The sequence below is a fragment of the Bulleidia extructa W1219 genome (assembly GCF_000177375.1).
Lineage (GTDB): Bacteria > Bacillota_I > Bacilli_A > Erysipelotrichales > Erysipelotrichaceae > Bulleidia > Bulleidia extructa.
On sequence record NZ_ADFR01000002.1, the window covers coordinates 236,702 to 253,971 of the forward strand.

The 17,270-nt window shown below is 37.0% G+C and carries 19 protein-coding genes; 8 read left to right on the top strand and 11 right to left on the bottom strand.

Annotated elements, in window-relative coordinates; translation table 11 throughout:
* Nucleotides 1-61: 61 nt before the first annotated feature.
* Nucleotides 62-538, bottom strand: coding sequence for a PTS N-acetylgalactosamine transporter subunit IIB (agaV, locus tag HMPREF9013_RS01715; protein ID WP_006626644.1), 477 nt, complete (start codon nucleotides 536-538; stop codon nucleotides 62-64).
* Nucleotides 539-731: 193 nt separating this feature from the next.
* Between agaV and HMPREF9013_RS01720 the strand changes: the two genes are divergently transcribed.
* Nucleotides 732-1,892, top strand: coding sequence for an AraC family transcriptional regulator (locus tag HMPREF9013_RS01720; RefSeq protein WP_006626645.1), 1,161 nt, complete (start codon nucleotides 732-734; stop codon nucleotides 1,890-1,892).
* A gap of 47 nt (nucleotides 1,893-1,939) precedes the next feature.
* On the opposite strand, the gene agaF is transcribed toward HMPREF9013_RS01720, so the two are convergent.
* Together agaF and HMPREF9013_RS01730 are read right to left on the bottom strand one after the other, a co-directional pair.
* A complete protein-coding gene (gene agaF, locus HMPREF9013_RS01725; RefSeq protein ID WP_006626646.1) occupies nucleotides 1,940-2,374 on the bottom strand; it encodes a PTS galactosamine/N-acetylgalactosamine transporter subunit IIA in 435 nt (144 codons plus the stop codon).
* A gap of 12 nt (nucleotides 2,375-2,386) precedes the next feature.
* Nucleotides 2,387-3,562: an SIS domain-containing protein gene (locus HMPREF9013_RS01730; RefSeq protein ID WP_006626647.1), complete on the bottom strand. Its 1,176-nt coding sequence runs from the start codon at nucleotides 3,560-3,562 to the stop codon at nucleotides 2,387-2,389.
* 147 nt (nucleotides 3,563-3,709) lie between these two features.
* On the opposite strand from HMPREF9013_RS01730, the gene nagA reads away from it, so the two are divergent.
* Entirely contained in the window at nucleotides 3,710-4,855 is a 1,146-nt protein-coding gene (gene nagA, locus HMPREF9013_RS01735; protein ID WP_006626648.1) for an N-acetylglucosamine-6-phosphate deacetylase, read from the top strand.
* A gap of 3 nt (nucleotides 4,856-4,858) precedes the next feature.
* Entirely contained in the window at nucleotides 4,859-5,398 is a 540-nt protein-coding gene (locus tag HMPREF9013_RS01740; RefSeq protein ID WP_006626649.1) for a hypothetical protein, read from the top strand.
* Between the two features lie 245 nt (nucleotides 5,399-5,643).
* Here HMPREF9013_RS01740 and tuf read toward each other — a convergent pair whose 3' ends face one another.
* From tuf to HMPREF9013_RS01765, 5 genes are all read right to left on the bottom strand, one after another.
* Nucleotides 5,644-6,837: an elongation factor Tu gene (gene tuf, locus HMPREF9013_RS01745; RefSeq protein WP_006626650.1), complete on the bottom strand. Its 1,194-nt coding sequence runs from the start codon at nucleotides 6,835-6,837 to the stop codon at nucleotides 5,644-5,646.
* 87 nt (nucleotides 6,838-6,924) lie between these two features.
* Complete coding sequence (gene fusA, locus HMPREF9013_RS01750) at nucleotides 6,925-8,994, bottom strand: elongation factor G (protein WP_006626651.1); 2,070 nt, start codon at nucleotides 8,992-8,994, stop codon at nucleotides 6,925-6,927.
* A 17-nt stretch (nucleotides 8,995-9,011) separates the two neighbouring features.
* Entirely contained in the window at nucleotides 9,012-9,482 is a 471-nt protein-coding gene (gene rpsG, locus HMPREF9013_RS01755; protein ID WP_006626652.1) for a 30S ribosomal protein S7, read from the bottom strand.
* Between the two features lie 20 nt (nucleotides 9,483-9,502).
* Complete coding sequence (rpsL, locus tag HMPREF9013_RS01760; RefSeq protein WP_006626653.1) at nucleotides 9,503-9,922, bottom strand: 30S ribosomal protein S12; 420 nt, start codon at nucleotides 9,920-9,922, stop codon at nucleotides 9,503-9,505.
* Nucleotides 9,923-10,130: 208 nt separating this feature from the next.
* Nucleotides 10,131-11,027 carry a hypothetical protein gene (locus tag HMPREF9013_RS01765; protein WP_006626654.1) on the bottom strand — a complete coding sequence of 299 codons (897 nt, stop codon included), beginning with the start codon at nucleotides 11,025-11,027 and terminating at the stop codon, nucleotides 10,131-10,133.
* 395 nt (nucleotides 11,028-11,422) lie between these two features.
* Here HMPREF9013_RS01765 and HMPREF9013_RS01770 point away from each other — a divergent pair, with 395 nt between their 5' ends.
* From HMPREF9013_RS01770 to HMPREF9013_RS01785, 4 genes are all read left to right on the top strand, one after another.
* Entirely contained in the window at nucleotides 11,423-12,349 is a 927-nt protein-coding gene (locus HMPREF9013_RS01770; RefSeq protein ID WP_006626655.1) for a hypothetical protein, read from the top strand.
* Between the two features lie 5 nt (nucleotides 12,350-12,354).
* Nucleotides 12,355-12,858 (top strand): ECF transporter S component, encoded by a 504-nt coding sequence (locus HMPREF9013_RS01775; RefSeq protein ID WP_006626656.1) that lies wholly within the window; start codon nucleotides 12,355-12,357, stop codon nucleotides 12,856-12,858.
* 121 nt (nucleotides 12,859-12,979) lie between these two features.
* Nucleotides 12,980-13,471, top strand: a complete 492-nt coding sequence (locus HMPREF9013_RS01780; RefSeq protein ID WP_006626657.1) for an ECF transporter S component — start codon at nucleotides 12,980-12,982, stop codon at nucleotides 13,469-13,471.
* Nucleotides 13,468-13,734, top strand: a complete 267-nt coding sequence (locus HMPREF9013_RS01785; RefSeq protein WP_040333224.1) for a chorismate mutase — start codon at nucleotides 13,468-13,470, stop codon at nucleotides 13,732-13,734. The genes HMPREF9013_RS01780 and HMPREF9013_RS01785 overlap by 4 nt, the downstream gene beginning before the upstream one ends.
* On the opposite strand, the gene HMPREF9013_RS01790 is transcribed toward HMPREF9013_RS01785, so the two are convergent.
* The gene (locus HMPREF9013_RS01790; RefSeq protein ID WP_006626659.1) at nucleotides 13,731-14,834 is read right to left on the bottom strand and encodes a cation diffusion facilitator family transporter; all 1,104 of its coding nucleotides are present in this window, start codon (nucleotides 14,832-14,834) and stop codon (nucleotides 13,731-13,733) included. The genes HMPREF9013_RS01785 and HMPREF9013_RS01790 overlap by 4 nt on opposite strands.
* A gap of 75 nt (nucleotides 14,835-14,909) precedes the next feature.
* Nucleotides 14,910-15,344, bottom strand: coding sequence for a MarR family winged helix-turn-helix transcriptional regulator (locus HMPREF9013_RS01795; RefSeq protein WP_006626660.1), 435 nt, complete (start codon nucleotides 15,342-15,344; stop codon nucleotides 14,910-14,912).
* A gap of 312 nt (nucleotides 15,345-15,656) precedes the next feature.
* Between HMPREF9013_RS01795 and asnA the strand changes: the two genes are divergently transcribed.
* Nucleotides 15,657-16,652 carry an aspartate--ammonia ligase gene (asnA, locus tag HMPREF9013_RS01800; protein ID WP_006626661.1) on the top strand — a complete coding sequence of 332 codons (996 nt, stop codon included), beginning with the start codon at nucleotides 15,657-15,659 and terminating at the stop codon, nucleotides 16,650-16,652.
* Nucleotides 16,653-16,980: 328 nt separating this feature from the next.
* Here the strand turns inward: asnA and HMPREF9013_RS01805 are convergent, their stop codons facing one another.
* Nucleotides 16,981-17,193, bottom strand: a complete 213-nt coding sequence (locus HMPREF9013_RS01805; protein WP_006626662.1) for a hypothetical protein — start codon at nucleotides 17,191-17,193, stop codon at nucleotides 16,981-16,983.
* Nucleotides 17,194-17,270: the final 77 nt, after the last annotated feature.

Consider the following 17,270-nt stretch of genomic DNA (forward strand, 5'->3'; position numbering starts at 1 on the left):
TCCTAAAATATTTGGAAATTCTTTGCAGAAACGCTCCTTATGTATGTAATCCTCTTACTACCTATTTAAAAAGTTTGCTTAGATCTTCAGCACCTTCTTGAGGTACACGGCGAATTTCTAATTCAACTCCTAATTCTTGTAGGCGTTTAAAAGTAGCCACATCTGCATCATTGACAGCAACACTTCCTACCACTTGTCGTTTTCCTTCCGACATGTGCATATTCCCAATGTTGACTTTTTTAATTGGAACTCCACCTTCTACTAATTTCAAAACATCTTGAGGTGTTTCACAAATCAAAAAAATATGTTGTGATGGAGAGGCTTTGTGAATGGTTGTGATGGTCTTCTCCAAAGTCCAATATCTCGTTTGAGCATAAGAAGGAGCCGCCATATCCATCAATCCTTGGCGGAAACTATTCCCCGCCACCTCATCATTGGCTACCAACAACAGATTAGCCCCAATCGAACCAGACCATTGTGTTGCTACTTGGCCATGAATCAGTCGGTTATCAATTCTAGTTAAAACTATATCCGGCATAAAAACATCCTTTCTAAACATGTAATACACTTGTAAGCGTTTCCTTAGCTATATAGTAACACCCTTTTCCCCATCCTATTTACATTTTTTTACACAATTTGTATATTTTTCGGTAAAAAAAGAAACAAAATTAATCATTTATACTCCGATTCAATCAAATTAATCTTTAAAATAAATATGGAGGTTTTCGATTATGTTCCAAAAAACAACAAGTTCACAATTTTTAGAATATGGGTTTGTCTCCAGAGAAATTCCAAAAAACCATTTGGAGAAACAAGACTATACTATCTACAAGGAAAACACAACCCGGTTGTTTTCTTATTCCAAACCCATTTACATAGAACCGATGGAAGGAATGGCTTTATTACATATTGCTGAAGATACTTCTTTAGACAAAATCAAGACCTTTGTTCTCCACCGCAATATTTGTATTTACCCGGGGAATGCCTTTGCTTTAGTCAGCATGGGAAACTATATTGTTTATAACTTATATCTTCCCAAGGATATCGAAATAAAAAAGATCACCCTTGAACATCCCCTTTTATATCATCGAATCAAGCCGACCATTCGTATTCAAGAACTATTAGCCTATTACTATGTTGTCAAAAGTCCTCATTATCAGTTCAAAGGAGAAGTACATCCTTATTATGAATTAACTTTTGTGGATCAAGGACAATTGGAAACTAAAGTGGAAGATGAAACGTTCACCCTGAAAGCTAATGACTGTTTATTCTATGGTCCTGGAGAATTCCATACACAAGAAGTCACTTCTGATAGCCCCTGTTCCTACTTGACTGCTATTTTTGAAGCTGATGGATTACGCCAAGATGAATTGGTTAAAAAAATTTATCACTGCAACCGCGAAGAAATCCAGTTATTACAACAATTTGTCAAATACACCGAATTTAAAAATGAGTATCAAAGTGATTTACTAATTTCCAGTTTAGAAACCTTTCTCATTCAGCTTCAAAGCCATATGGGATATTCTACCCAAAAGATCAGTTCACCAGCTAACCAACATTATGAAAACGGCTTATTAGAGGAAATCGTGCAATACATTAATTCTCATCTATATGATCCATTGCCGATTGAATCCCTGTGCGATAATTTCGCTGTTTCCAGAAGCACTTTGCAAAACCTATTTAAGAATTATATGAATATCACACCAAAAGCCTACATTAACCATGAAAAATTAAACCTGAGTCGCCTATTGATTCGAGATGGAAAATACTCCGTGACTCAAGTAGCTAATTTGCTGGGTTTTAATTCCATTCATTATTTCTCACGGAAATTCACACAAAAATTCCATATCAATCCTAGTGAATACGCCAAAAAAATTTATGATCAACTCTAAAGAAGCGAAAGCTTCTTTTTATTAAAAAAGAGTAGCTCTCACTACTCTTAAATACCATCTTCGATTTCAACTTCTTCCCGTTCAACAAATTCATACTTCATGGTCTGATCATGTCCTGTTTGAACCAATTGATCTGCCAAAGCATCCACGCTTTCCGAAAATTGACGTACCAAGTTTCCTTCAACGATCATACCTAAGTTTGTTCCGGCAATCACACGAATTTCCTTTTCTGGATGAGCTACGCTCAATTCAACCGACACTTTAAACGGAGATCCCCCTAACAAATCAGTTAAAATCAAAATACTTTCACAATCCTTCAATTGTTCTAGTGCACTTTCTAAATTTTTCTTTAAATCATCTGTGCTATGATTTTTCTCAAAATCAACCGGCACATAGTGATCAGGGTGCCCTGCAATCAATTCTACAGATGAGGTCATTCCCGTTGCAAAATGGCCATGACCACTAACTATCATTCCAATCATACAAATCTCCTCCTATTTACTATATGGATATAATATAACACCTTTCACCACACGATTCACCTCTCCGGTTGGACATGGATTATCCGGTGTAATGGACAAAGACAAAGATTTAAATAAGGCAATCAATTGAGCTATGGTGATATAGGCTAATCCATTCACTACATTATCTCTTGCTTGACCTTCAAAACAATAATACCAATCAGCCAATTCTTTCGCTTCTAAAGAAGCTGCATTCGCAACAACTAAAATCTTATTCCCTTTACGCTGAACCGCCATTTCTTTCAGTAAATCCAATTCATATTGACGTTGGTAAATATGGTCTGATAAGTATAGCACCGTTAATGTAGTATCATCAATAATACTCTTTGGACCATGACGGAACCCTAGCGGTGTATCAAACATGGTTACTACCCTACCGGCCGTTAACTCCAACATCTTCAAAGCGGACTCTTGAGCAACCCCTTTTTGAGTATTAGTTCCTAAATACACAATTCTTTCAAAGTTATATTGTTGCACCATATCTTGCGCTAAATGGAAGTCGGTTTCCAACCATTTTTCAACCGTAGATGCAAGATGTTCAACAGACTTAACCAATTCTTCATATTCCTCTTTTGCAAAAGCCAATAAAGTAGCTAAATACATGTTGGAATAACTGGAAGTCATCGCAAAGCTTTGATCCAATGTTTCTGGTGTTAAATTAATAGCAAAGCAACGATCTCCTTCTTTATTGGCTCTTAAACTCAAAGCCCCATCCTTGTTACAAGTAATAAAAAGATGATGCACTTTCGGATTTACCGCTTCTACTGATTGAATCGCCCCAATACTTTCCGGAGAATCTCCCGAACGCCCATAGCTTACCAATAAAGTTGGCTTCGTTGCTGAAATAAAATTTTCAGGACTAGCAGTTAAATCAGTGGTCGCATAACTCTTTACTTTATAGTCATAGAAACGATTTAGATAGGAATAAACACTATTGCCCACAAATTCACTTGTCCCGGCTCCAGTTAATACAATATCAAAGTCTTCTTGTTTCGTTGTCTTTTCAATAAATTTTGTCAATTCTTGGCGAATTTGTCCCACTTGTCGCAACGTTTTGCGCCATGTGGAAGGCTGTTGAGCAATTTCCTTAGCGGTGAAAATTGCCTTGTTTTTTACTAGTATTTCTTCACTTAAATTAAAAGTTTTCATACGTACCTCCATTCATATTGATTATATCAACTTGCAGAATACTTTTATTGTTTTCATTAAAAACTATCAATCATAAACGAAAAAGTGCAAACACATTCAGAGTATCCTCATTTCAAACGTGGTAAGATTATTAAAAAGGAGAGCATTATGTATATCAAAAGTACAAAAGTTTGGCTAGCTGGATCATTCCACCCAGCTACACTTCACTTGGAAGACAAAAAAATACTAGACATTCTTCCTTATGATTTTGAAGTTTGTGATCAAGACTATGGTCACTTGAGAATTGTTCCGGGTTTCATTGATATCCATTGTCACGGCGCTTATGGTTATGATACCAACTACGCTCAAGAAGAAGGTTTAAAACAATGGGCTAAGAAAATTGTGAAAGAAGGTGTTACCGGTTTCCTATCCACTACAATCACGGAATTAAATCCCGTTTTAACAAAAGCGGTTCAAAACGTTCGTCATGTTAAAGAAACCCATGTGGCCGGTCGTGATGGTGCAGATATTTTAGGGATTCATTTTGAAGGACCTTACTTAGATATGAAATATAAAGGAGCTCAACCTCCCGAAGCTATTGTGCAAGGAACTATTGAAGAATTCAAACATTATCAAAAAGAGTCCGGCAATTTGATCAAAGTCATTACTATGGCTCCTGAACACGATCCTGACTATGCTTTAACTAAATATGCCAGTCAACATGGGGTGGTTGTTTCGGTCGGTCATAGTGGAGCTACTTATAATGAGGCTTTGCTGGCCTTTGCGAACGGTGCTATGAGTGTCACACATACTTTTAACGGTCAATCCCCATTTAACCATCGTGCTAACGGAGTAGCCGGTGCCGCTTTACGTTTAAGAAACGTTTATAGTGAAATTATTTGTGATGGGCAACACTGTACCCCGGAAGCTTTGAATATTTTCTTCCAGACAAAAGGTAGTCATTATGGTGTTATGATTTCAGATGCTTTGATGGCTAAGGGACTACCAAAAGGAACCAAGTTCCAATTTGGCGGTCATGAAGTTCAGATTGATCAAAACGGGTTGGCTCACTTAACAGAAACAGGTGGCATTGCCGGATCTACTTTAAGTTTAAACAATGGTTTACGTATCTTAGTGGAAGAAGCGTTAGTACCATTTGAAACAGCTATTAATAGTTGTACGCTCAATCCAGCCACTTTATTAGGAATGGATGACCATTTAGGTAAGATCGTAGCAGGATATGATGCCGACTTAGTTATTTTAGGGGATGATTACTCGGTTGTTGATACGTATTGTAAAGGTATAAAGCAATAAAACATGGCTAATACGGCACGAAGCCCTATTGCTGGGCATAATATCTATTTAAACGAACATAACCAGAAAGTTCTTTTCGATCCGATCACCAAAACCGGTTATCTCATTCGAGAAACAGAAGCACAAAAATTCACTTTATACCATAATCGATGGATATTAGCATTGGCTATTGGGATTCTAGTCTATTCTTTCACCGATAAAATTCCTTTATCCATTCTAACCAGTTTTCTCTATGGAGCCATTCAAGAATATCGATATAGAAAGGTATGGTTACCGGGTTTAACCCAATATCCTAATTTTAAACCCAAAAATAAAGTAGCATTTATTCAAGGCTTGATCCAACAAAATAAGATTTGGGACTGTTTAGTGTTAGGGATTGCTTTTCTAACTTTTGGAATTCTATTTGTCATCAATGGGATTCAAAAACATAATGGCCCTATTCTTATCGGCTTTGAAGTCATCGTTATGATAGCTACCTCATGGAAAGCTATCCAATACTTTATTGCCTTTTACAAGTTACTAAAACTGAAAAAGAAGCACTAAACAGTGCTTCTTTTCATAATCTGAAAATCCATAGATAAAATAAGCTAGATATCATCTCTTAACGAACAAAACTTTTCAAATCAATCAACCAAAGGCTCATTTCTCTAACCTTTTACCGGCTGGATTATACTTATTTATCAAAAAGATAACCAATGTTTTTATTTTACATTTTTGTGTCAAATCAAACTTTATCCCTACAAAAAAAGAGCAGCTGAATGAAGCTACTCTCCTTATAAACTTTTCAATTACTTAATGATTTCTGTAATAGAACCGGAACCAACCGTACGTCCACCTTCACGGATAGAGAAACGAGTACCTTGTTCAATAGCAATAGGAGCTAATAAGGTTACGTTCATTGTCACGTTATCACCAGGCATACATAAGTCTGTTCCTTCTGGTAATGTAATCACACCTGTCACGTCCGTTGTACGGAAGTAGAATTGAGGGCGGTAGTTAGAGACGAAAGGAGTATGACGTCCGCCTTCTTCCTTTGTTAATACGTACACTTGAGCCTTGAATTCAGTATGAGGTGTAACAGAACCAGGTTTAGCTAATACTTGACCACGTTCAATTTCATCACGGTTGATACCACGCAATAATGCACCAATGTTATCGCCGGCTTGAGCGAAATCTAACATCTTACGGAACATTTCAATACCAGTAACAACTGTCTTACGAGTATCATGAATACCAACGATTTCAACTTCATCGTTTAAGTTCAATTTACCACGTTCAACACGTCCTGTTGCAACCGTACCACGACCTGTAATGGTGAATACATCTTCAACAGCCATTAAGAAAGGTTTGTCAAATTCATGTTCAGGAGCTGGAATATAAGTATCAACAGCATCTAATAATTCCTTGATAGCTGGTGTCCACTTTGGATCATCTTGTAAAGCTTGGAATGCTGAACCACGAATCACTGGAGCATTGTCTCCATCATAACCATATTCAGAAAGAAGTTCACGAACTTCCATTTCAACTAAATCAATCAATTCCTCATCATCGACCATATCACACTTGTTTAAGAAAACAACGATCTTAGGAATACCAACCTGGCGACCCAATAAGATATGTTCACGAGTTTGAGGCATTGGTCCATCTGTAGCAGCCACTACTAAGATAGCACCATCCATTTGAGCAGCCCCAGTAATCATGTTCTTAACATAGTCAGCGTGACCTGGGCAGTCAACGTGAGCATAGTGACGAGTCTTTGTTTGATATTCAACGTGAGCGGAATTGATCGTGATACCACGAGCCTTTTCTTCTGGAGCTCCATCGATCTTATCGTATGCCTCGAAATTAGCCTTACCAGCTTCTGGATGTTCCGATAAATACTTTGTGATTGCTGCTGTTAAAGTTGTTTTACCGTGGTCAACGTGACCAATAGTACCAACGTTAACATGTTCTAGCGATCGGTCAAAATGTTCCTTTGCCATAATGTTTTTTTCCTCCTAGTATTTTATACTTTTCAGTCTAGCTTAATTTTATAGTAAGTAACTAGACAATGCAATATTTTTCAATTCTTATTTTGTTGCGTTTTTCTTTACAATTTCCTCAGCAATGCTCTTTGGAACTTCTTCATAATGATCCATTAACATGGTATAAATTCCACGCCCTTGTGTGAACGAACGCAAATCGGTCACATAACCAAACATTTCAGATAAAGGAATATATGCCTTTACCTTAATAGCATTACCTGTTTCTTCTTGTTCACGGATTTGACCACGACGTTTGGTAACGTCTCCCATAACCGCACCCAAGTAATCATTCGGAGCTGTAATATCAACCGCCATGATAGGTTCAAGAATAACCGGATTACACTTCTTAGCCGCTTCACGTAACGCCAAGGAAGCCGCAATCTTATAGGCTTGTTCTGAAGAGTCGACATCATGATAAGAACCGTCAAATAAGACAGCTTTGATATCCACAATCGGATAGCCGGCAATCAATCCGGATTTCAAAGAATCCTCCAATCCTTGTTGAGTAGGCTTGATGTATTCCTTAGGAACCGATCCACCGACAGTTGCGTCTTCAAATTCAAATCCCTTACCCGGATTCGGACTAAATCTAATCCAAACATCACCATATTGACCATGACCACCCGACTGACGAACAAACTTACCTTGCACTTCAGCTTCCGAACGAATCGTTTCACGATAAGCCACTTGAGGAGCACCCGCTGTCGCATTGACCTTAAATTCACGCTTCATACGGTCCATGATGATATCCAAATGCAATTCACCAACACCGGCAATAATAGTTTGCCCTGTTTCTTCATCGGTATATGTCTTGAACGTTGGATCTTCTTCCGCCAACTTCGCCAAAGCCTCATCCATTTTTTGCGAGTCATTCTTTGTCTTAGGTTCAACTGACATTTGAATAACCGGTTCAGGGAAAACCATGGATTCCAAGATAATCGGAGCATTTTCAGCACATAAAGTATCTCCTGTCGAAGTATTCTTTAACCCAACTGCACCGGCAATATCACCAGCAAATACTTCATCAATATCTGTTCTCTGGTTTGCATGCATACGAATCAAACGTCCGAAACGTTCTCTCTTATCTTTTGTAGCATTTAAAACATAACTACCAGAAGTAGCCGAACCGGAATAAACACGGAAGTATGTTAAACGACCTACGAACGGATCAGTCGCCACTTTAAAGGCCAACGCAGAGAAAGGTTCATCATCAGAAGGATGACGTTCACTTTCCGTACCGTCTTCTAAAGTTCCCTTAATTGCCGGAATATCTGTAGGGGCCGGTAAATAATCCACAACCGCATCCAACAACAATTGAACACCTTTGTTCTTATAAGCCGATCCGCACATAACCGGAAAGAATTCAGAAGTCAATACACCAGCTCGAATCGCACGCTTGATTTCAGCTACAGTTGGTTCTTCCCCTTCCAAGACTTTCATCATCAATTCATCATCGTAATCCGCAATAGCTTCTAGCATTTCAGCACGCATTACTTGAGCTTCCTCTTTGAATTGCGCATCAATTTCGTGATCTGTAAACTTTGAAGTTTCACCTTCATAATCACGCTGTTTCATTTCAACTAAGTCGATAATACCTCGGAAATCCTGTTCAGCACCAATAGGCATTTGAATCGCTGCCGCTTTAGCCCCTAAACGATCTCCAATACTATGAACTGACATCTTAAAATCAGCTCCCGTAGCGTCCATCTTATTGGAAAAAACAATACGAGGAACACGATACTCCGTAGCTTGACGCCAAACCGTTTCCGTTTGAGGCTCCACTCCGGCTTTAGAATCTAAAACCGTGACTGCACCATCCAAGACCCGAAGAGAACGTTCTACTTCAGCTGTAAAGTCTACGTGACCCGGTGTGTCAATGATATTGATACGTGTATCATGCCATTGACAAGTTGTCGCTGCAGAAGTGATGGTGATACCACGTTCTTGTTCTTGCGCCATCCAGTCCATTTGAGAAGCACCATCATGTGTTTCCCCAATCTTATGAATTTTACCTGTATAGAACAAGATACGTTCTGTAGTTGTTGTCTTACCGGCATCAATGTGTGCCATAATACCGATATTACGCATCTTATCTAGAGATATTTCTCTTGCCATTCTAAATCCTTTCTAGATTACCAACGGAAGTGAGCAAATGCCTTATTCGCTTCTGCCATTCTGTGAGTATCATCTTTCTTCTTCACGGAAGCCCCAATACCATTAGCCGCATCCATGATTTCATTCGCTAATCGTTGTTCCATTGTATTTTCATGACGCAAACGGGCAAAGCTGACGATCCAACGTAATCCTAATGTCAATTTACGTTCAGCCGAAACTTCAACAGGTACTTGGTAGTTTGCACCACCAACACGGCGAACCTTCAATTCAAGTTGAGGCATGACATTAGCCAATGCCTTTTCAAATACTTCCATTGGATTTTCATCCGTCTTCTTTTCAATTAATGCAAACGCATCGTATAAAATTGTTTGCGCTGTACCACGCTTACCATCGATCATAATCTTGTTAATCAACTTCGTTACTAACTTTGAGTTATAGATTGGATCTGGTAGCACATCACGCTTTGCTACATAACCTTTTCTTGGCATATTCTACTTTCTCCCCTCTATTACTTAGCAGCCTTCGGCTTCTTCGCTCCATATAAAGAACGTCCTTGCTTACGATCCGTAACCCCAGCACAGTCTAACGTCCCACGGATAATGTGATAACGAACACCAGGCAAGTCCTTAACACGACCACCACGGATCATAACTACCGAGTGTTCTTGTAAATTATGTCCGATACCTGGAATGTAAGCTGTCACTTCCATACCGTTTGATAAACGGACACGGGCATACTTACGCAATGCAGAGTTAGGCTTTTTAGGTGTCATTGTACCGACACGAGTACAAACCCCTCTCTTTTGCGGACTACTTAATTTCGTAGTTTTGTTCTTCAGAGTGTTGACACCACGATTTAACGCAGGTGACTTTGACTTATAAACATTGTCTTGACGACCCTTACGAACCAATTGATTGATTGTTGGCATTGTTTAGCTCCTTTCATATGCACACAGTACCTAGTGTGCCGTGCTATTCATAAATAATAACCTCGCAAAGCAAGGTTCATTCATAAGCCTATAAATCATACTTCATTTTTATTTCCGATGTCAATCAAAATTTTATTAAAATGTATATACAAAAAAATCTATACGGATCTTTTTAATCCATATAGATTCCTCAATGTCTAACCAATGTTTATCTTAAAACACCATCACGACCAAAGTTATATACTTTACCAGCTATTTTTCTAAGTCCGGTTTCCATACGACCATCTGAATTAAACCAGTACATCTTTCCATCAATCCGAGCCCATCCAGTCTCTGCATGACCATCAGTATTCAAGTAATACTTACTACCTTTATACTCAAACCACTTGGTGTCCATCACACCACCAGGACTGAAGTGGTATTTACGACCATTAATTTTTTCCCAGCCTGTCTTGTTCACTAAATTAGCATCAATATGATATGTAAATGTTCTGTTGGATGGACTTGTCAAACTGACAAAAGCACCACCTTTTTTCTTAGCTTCTTCCTTAGCAGCGTTGATGCTGTTCACTACTTTAGAAGCTCTGGCGATTTCACCTTCAATACGGTTAATCTTTTTGTTAATCTCATCGATTTCCCCTTGAACACCCACAATGTCTTTTTTAATTCTTTCAATCGATTTTTCGTGATTTTCAATAGATATTTTCAACTTTTCGATGTCTTTTTTCTTTTTTTCAACAGATGTTTTCAACTTTTCGATGGCTTCTTCATCTTTTGGATTTTTCGCTTCTTCTGCCTTTAATTTCGCTTCCTCCGTCTTCAAATCAACTTCTGCCATCTCCAGATTCGCTTTTTCTAATTTTAATCTCGCTTCTGATTTCTTCAATTCATCTTGACGTTTTTGAATATAATCTCCAGCCGTCTTCTTATTTTGAAGCTCTACTTCTTGATCTTTTTTCCAAGAACTTAAACTGTCACTTGCATCCTTATAAATCTTTTGAACCACTCCGTGATCCGTTTCTTCTCTAGCCAATGTCTTCGTTGGTGCCACTATACCGGCCACCATTGCGAATGCAAATAATAATGTCGTCATTTTTTTCAACATAAATAAATAGCTCCTTTCTTTAGCCGGTTCATTCTAACATGGTTTTTTTCAATGTCAAAATAAATTGCACGTATATCATTAAGAACCCTATTGACTGAAACAACTGTTACAGCTACATTTTTACTAATCTATGCCTAGAAAACTCTATTTCGAAGTTCATTAAACCAAACTAGTTCCTTTACTCTTGAAACTATTGAAACATCTTAACCACCGATTTGAATGATACTCCCAGTCTTCTAGAACACATTTATTTCACCTAAGCCATACTTTCTTTTATATCCACCATCTATATTTATACATTCAATTGTTTAAAATGATTCATATCAAAATTTCAAAAGTCGTTTTATAGTATTCTAAATACGACTACTATATAATGAGAACAGTTAGGAGGTTATATGCCAAATCAAAAAGTATGTGATTTCGATTTACGCGAAGGCGGTATCTTCCACAATCGATTAGAAAAATTATCGGATGGGCATTATATTTGTAAGCACTGCAAAGAAATTATTAAAGGATATGGCTTGCCCATTAAGTTTGATATCTTTCAAATGTTAGTGACAGCTCAACCAAATATGGTAGATACCGTCATGGATACCTATTTGAAACATCACAATCCTGAGGAAGTCATTGCAACCCATTATCCATTACCAAGCATCGCATTGCACCATGGGGAACACTGTATTAATGCACTATCCGCTTCACAAGTGGTTCCGGAATCACAAATTCCTACAACAGAAGCAGTAAAATCTATTTCTGAAATTGATAAAGAAGCCATCTCCAATATCCCAAATGCGGATGGCAGAGTGGGTAGTCAACAAGTCAAGGGGATGTTATTTGAAACCGAAGCAGCGATTTATTTCTTAAGTGATCATTATGTTAATGTTCATCGCCTTGGTTATGTAAAACGCAATCAAGAACACACCGATCGTGTTGAAATTGAAACACCCACCAAAAAATTCACTTATAAAATAAAACACGCTGATTTATTTTTCTTAAGAGAACGCTTTTTCCAGAAAGTGAATAATGTTATCAATCATAAAGACAATAAATTGATCTTTATTAATAATGATAATCAATACACTGTCACTCCCGGAATTTATGATGTTCCCAAAAATCTTCGTCCTGGTGAATATAGTGTCAAAGCCATTCGAGATGCCGGGCTTCATGTGAAAGATATCCATGGTCGTGTGACAGATTATTATGAATCCGAAAGTTCCATTGTTCTTCCCGAAGGTGGAATTCTTGAAGTCACTGGTGAATATCAATTAGAATGGGTTGCCGGTTTAGGAAAATCGACCACAAAGAAAGAAAAAGAGGTCTAACTGCAATGAACACCAAACGTTTGACATTAATGGCTTTAATGATGGCCTTAGTGATTGTTCTATCCTCTTTCAGCCTACCGGTTCCTGGTGGTCACTTGTATTTAAATGATGTGGTGATTGTCTTAGCCTCTTTACTCTTTAGCCCTACAGAGGCGATGTTAGTTTGTGGATTTGGAGCTTTCTTAGGAGATTTTTTCTTTTATCCGGCTCCCATGTTTGTTTCATTAGTGACACATGGCTTACAAGGTTATATGATTTCCTATTTAGCTCATTCTGATGGTCGACTGATTTCTAAAAAACGCAGCTTATTCGCTACTTGTATAGGCGCTTTGATCATGGTTTTAGGATACACTTTAGGGAGAGCTTTCGTTTATTCAACCTTAAAAACGTCTATCATTAAACTTCCATTTGAAATTTTACAAGCTTCTTTCGGAGTTGTCTTTGGTTATTTCTTACGCTATCGTATCGTTTTAAAACAAATAGAAGAAATAGTGAATGAATCACTCTAACAAAGAAATTCCCTCTATTATCATTTTTAAAATTTACAATATCCCAAAGATTTTCTTTAGATACCGATTAAACTGAATTCACAGTTTCATAAAAACCACAAAAAAGAGAGGTCTAACTGCAATGAATACCAAACGTTTGACATTAATGGCTTTAATGATGGCCTTGGTGATTGTTCTATCATCTTTCAGCCTGACGGTTCCCGGTGGTCACTTATATTTGAATGATGTAGTGATTGTCTTAGCCGCCTTATTATTCAATCCAAAAGATGCCTTGTTAGTTTGTGGACTTGGTGCCTTCTTAGGAGATTTTTTCTTTTATCCAACCCCCATGTTTGTTTCATTAGTGACACATGGCTTACAAGGTTATGTGATTTCCTATTTAGCTCATTCTGATGGTCGACTGATTTCTAAAAAACGCAGCTTATTCGCTACTTGTATAGGCGCTTTGATCATGGTTTTAGGATACACTTTAGGGAGAGCTTTCGTTTATTCAACCTTAAAAACGTCTATCATTAAACTTCCATTCCAAATCTTACAAGCTTCTGTCGGGGTCATGTTTGGTTATTTCTTACGGTATCATACCGTTCCAAAACAAGTAGAGGAAATTTTATGAACGAATTAGAACAAATCCGCTTACAAATTGACCACATTGATCAGCAGATGGCTTCCCTTTTTGAACAAAGAATGAAAGTTGTTCAGCAAGTTGTTTCTTATAAAAAACAACATAACTTACCCATTCTCGATATTTCACGCGAAAAAGACATCCTTCAAAAAAACAGTGCTTATCTCAAAGACAGCACTTTTCTCTCTTATTATAAAACTTGGCTTAAAAAAACCATTGAGATTTCTAAACAATACCAGCAAGATCTACTTTAATCTGTTGTATCTGGATCTATTGTTAAATCAATAGCGTAACCCGGATACTCTTTTTTTATCCATTCTTTCAAATCCATTTGTTTCTGATTAAGAGATTTTACTTCAAAAGGAACCACAATATCAAAACGAATCCGTTTATTTTCTTGATCCACCAAGAAACCATGCACTTGTTTGACAAAACCCGTTTGTAAACAATGATGACTAATTCTATTTCGCATTTCATTCACGACTTCAGAACGAGAATTTCTAGCATAAATACCCACTGCCGATAAAGTCACTCCCGTTTCTTGATAAACTTGTTTCATCACTTTTCTAGACAATTGATCGATTTGAGAGGCTGAAGTCGTATCTTCTACTTCCACATGCAAAGAACCGATCCAACGATTTGGTCCATAATCATTAATAAATAAATCATAAACTCCACACACATTCGGAACACGTTTGGCCGCTTTGATAACAGCCCCTGTTAAAGAAGACGAAATTCTTTCTCCTAAGATTCGGGATAATGTTTCACTTAATACATCATAACCACTTTTCAGAATAAATACCGCAATGATCACCGAGACAAATTTATCAATTTCCAACCGAAACCACAAAGAACTGACTGCCGAAATCAAAGTGGCTAACGATAATATAGAATCATTTTTAGCATCCTGACCGGAATTTTTTAATGATGGCGAATCTAACTGAACTCCTATTTTTTGAACATAATTCCCTAAAAACACTTTAACTAAAATAGCCACCAGGACAATCAAAACAGACCACCAAGAATACTTCGCTTGACTTGGATATATCCAAAGTTTTATCGCTTCCATCATAGACTGAATCCCTACATATAGAATGATAAAAGCCACAACCAAAGCCGCAATATATTCATAACGGCCATGACCATATGGGTGTTCTTTATCCGCCGTTTTTTTTGATAAACTCGTCCCGCCAATGGTAATAATAGAAGATAAAGCATCACTCAAATTATTCACAGCGTCTAAAATAATTGAAAGAGAATTCGCCATAAGACCGATGCTCATCTTAAAAAACACCAAAAATAAATTGGTCATAATCGCTATCATACTGGTTTGAATGATTTTCTTTTCTCTCATAGCTCTATATTAAAACGCCTTTCTTTCTTAAAACAAGTCCCATGTTTCATTTAAAAAAGCTGTTTTACACAGCTTTTAGAATTCCTCTAAGATTTGGTAAAGAAGATCATATAAACCTTTGGCTTCATCCATAGGAAAAGAAACACAAGAAGACACTCTATGCGGAATATCCACACATTTTTCTCTCATATCCCGTCCTTTTTTTGTCAATTCAATGATGACAACACGTTCATCTTTTTTTGAACGAGTTCTGGTAACCCAGTTTCTTTCTTCCATTTTCTTTAACAACGGTGTAATCGTACCACTATCCAGATATAATTTTTCACACAAATCTCCTACTGTCAGATGATCTTGTTCCCACAATACCAAGAACACAATATATTGTGTATATGTCATTCCTAAAGGCTTTAGAAATGGTGTATACATACCTGTAATTTTTCTGGCTGCCGAGTATAGCGGAAAGCAAATTTGATTTTCTAATTTTAATCCTTCGTATTTATCTGTGCCCATATATCTTACTCCTTCTGGTCTTTACTTCGTTTTAAAAAACGGAGAGAACGATTTATTTTCTTCCTATTTCTTATAAACTGATTTCTATTTATTTGGCAAACGATAACCACAATTCAGTGTAATCTTAAAAAGTTTTTCTAGCAAGAGAAAATGATTATTGAAGATAATAATATAACACACTTTTGATCAAAACGATCAAAATATTTACAAAGCCATTGAAATTTCTTTCAAAACGAACAAGAACATGATCGATTCCTTTATTGCTATCAGAGTGATTCTTCCTTACAATAAGAAAAATGAAAGGAGTGATCCATGTCTCACTATCAACCTACTTTATCCGTTCGCCAAACACAAAAAGCCATTAAATTCATTCGCGATACTTTTCAATACGAATTTGGCAAAGTCATGCATTTAGAAAGAATATCCGCTCCTTTATTTGTATCGACAGAATCGGGTTTAAATGATCATTTAAGCGGTATTGAAAGACCGGTTTCTTTTAAGGCTTTAAAGGTCAAAAATACCACCTTGGAAGTTGTCCAATCCTTAGCCAAATGGAAACGATTTGCATTAAAAAAATATGGTTTTCAAAATGGAGAAGGTTTATACACCAATATGAACGCTATTCGAAGGGATGAAATACCAGATGCCACACACTCTTTCTATGTCGATCAATGGGATTGGGAAAGAGCTATTCCAAAAGAAAACCGTTGTAAAGACTATCTTGAAGAAACGGTTCGTTCTATTTTTAAAGTAATTAAGCATATGGAACATGAGGTTTGGTATAAATATCCTCAAGCTGTTTGCCCTTTAGCAAATGAAGTTCATTTTCTTGATTCCCAAGAGTTGTTCGATTTATACCCTAACTTATCCGCCAAAGAAAGGGAAAAAGAAATCACTCGTCGGTATGGCTGTGTATTCATTGAGCGAATTGGTGACACACTGAAAGGTTCAAATGAACCGCATGATCAAAGAGCCGCTGACTACGATGATTGGCAATTAAATGGTGATCTGTTTTTCTGGTTACCACAATTAGAACAAGCTCTTGAATTAAGTTCTATGGGAATCCGGGTCGATGAGCATTCTCTTTTATCACAATGCGAGAGCTCTCATTGTTGTGAAAAATTAAAAATGCCTTACCACCAAATGATACTCCATCAAGAATTACCCTACTCCATCGGTGGTGGAATCGGTCAATCCAGATTATGTATGTTGCTATTGAATAAAGCCCATATCGGAGAAGTACAAGCTTCTTATTGGCCAGAAGAAATTTTAAAGGAATGCGACCGTCAAAACATACCCTTATTGTAAAAAGATTGATTTTATACAGAATTATACAAAAAAATAAAGGGATTTTGGGGTGTTTCTAATTGTAAACGCTATCATAATAGGACTGTAAAGATAAGTAACTTATCTTTCGACTTACTTTTCAAAAATGATTTATTTACCAAAAAAATCTCCTTTTCCCTTTTTGGTTTTTTGGAAAGTACAGAAAAGTTGAGAATCATACCTTAAATCCAAGTGACTACATGACTGTCCCCCTTTATAGCTATTAACTAAATTTAGTATCTTTCTCAATTTTTAAAACTAAGAAAAAGAAGGTAGAACCCCTCTATCTTCTTTTTTACATGGAAAAAGATTACGACTCTTTTCTTTTGTTTCCAGTCATTAGATTATATTTTCGTAAATAAATAAGCACTAACACCAACAGAATCACTTCTATACCATCCATGATTTGAAATGGCTGAATTACCTCACAAAACACCAATGGATTGATAAATTTGCGACATAAATCAGCAATCATAATAATGACTAAGATACGTCCGATTGGATAGATGACTTTATCATTCATAATGATCACCTGAAAGCACCATTCATATAATTGTATAGATAACTTATCCCAAAAATAACCGCAAATATCTTTTTCAA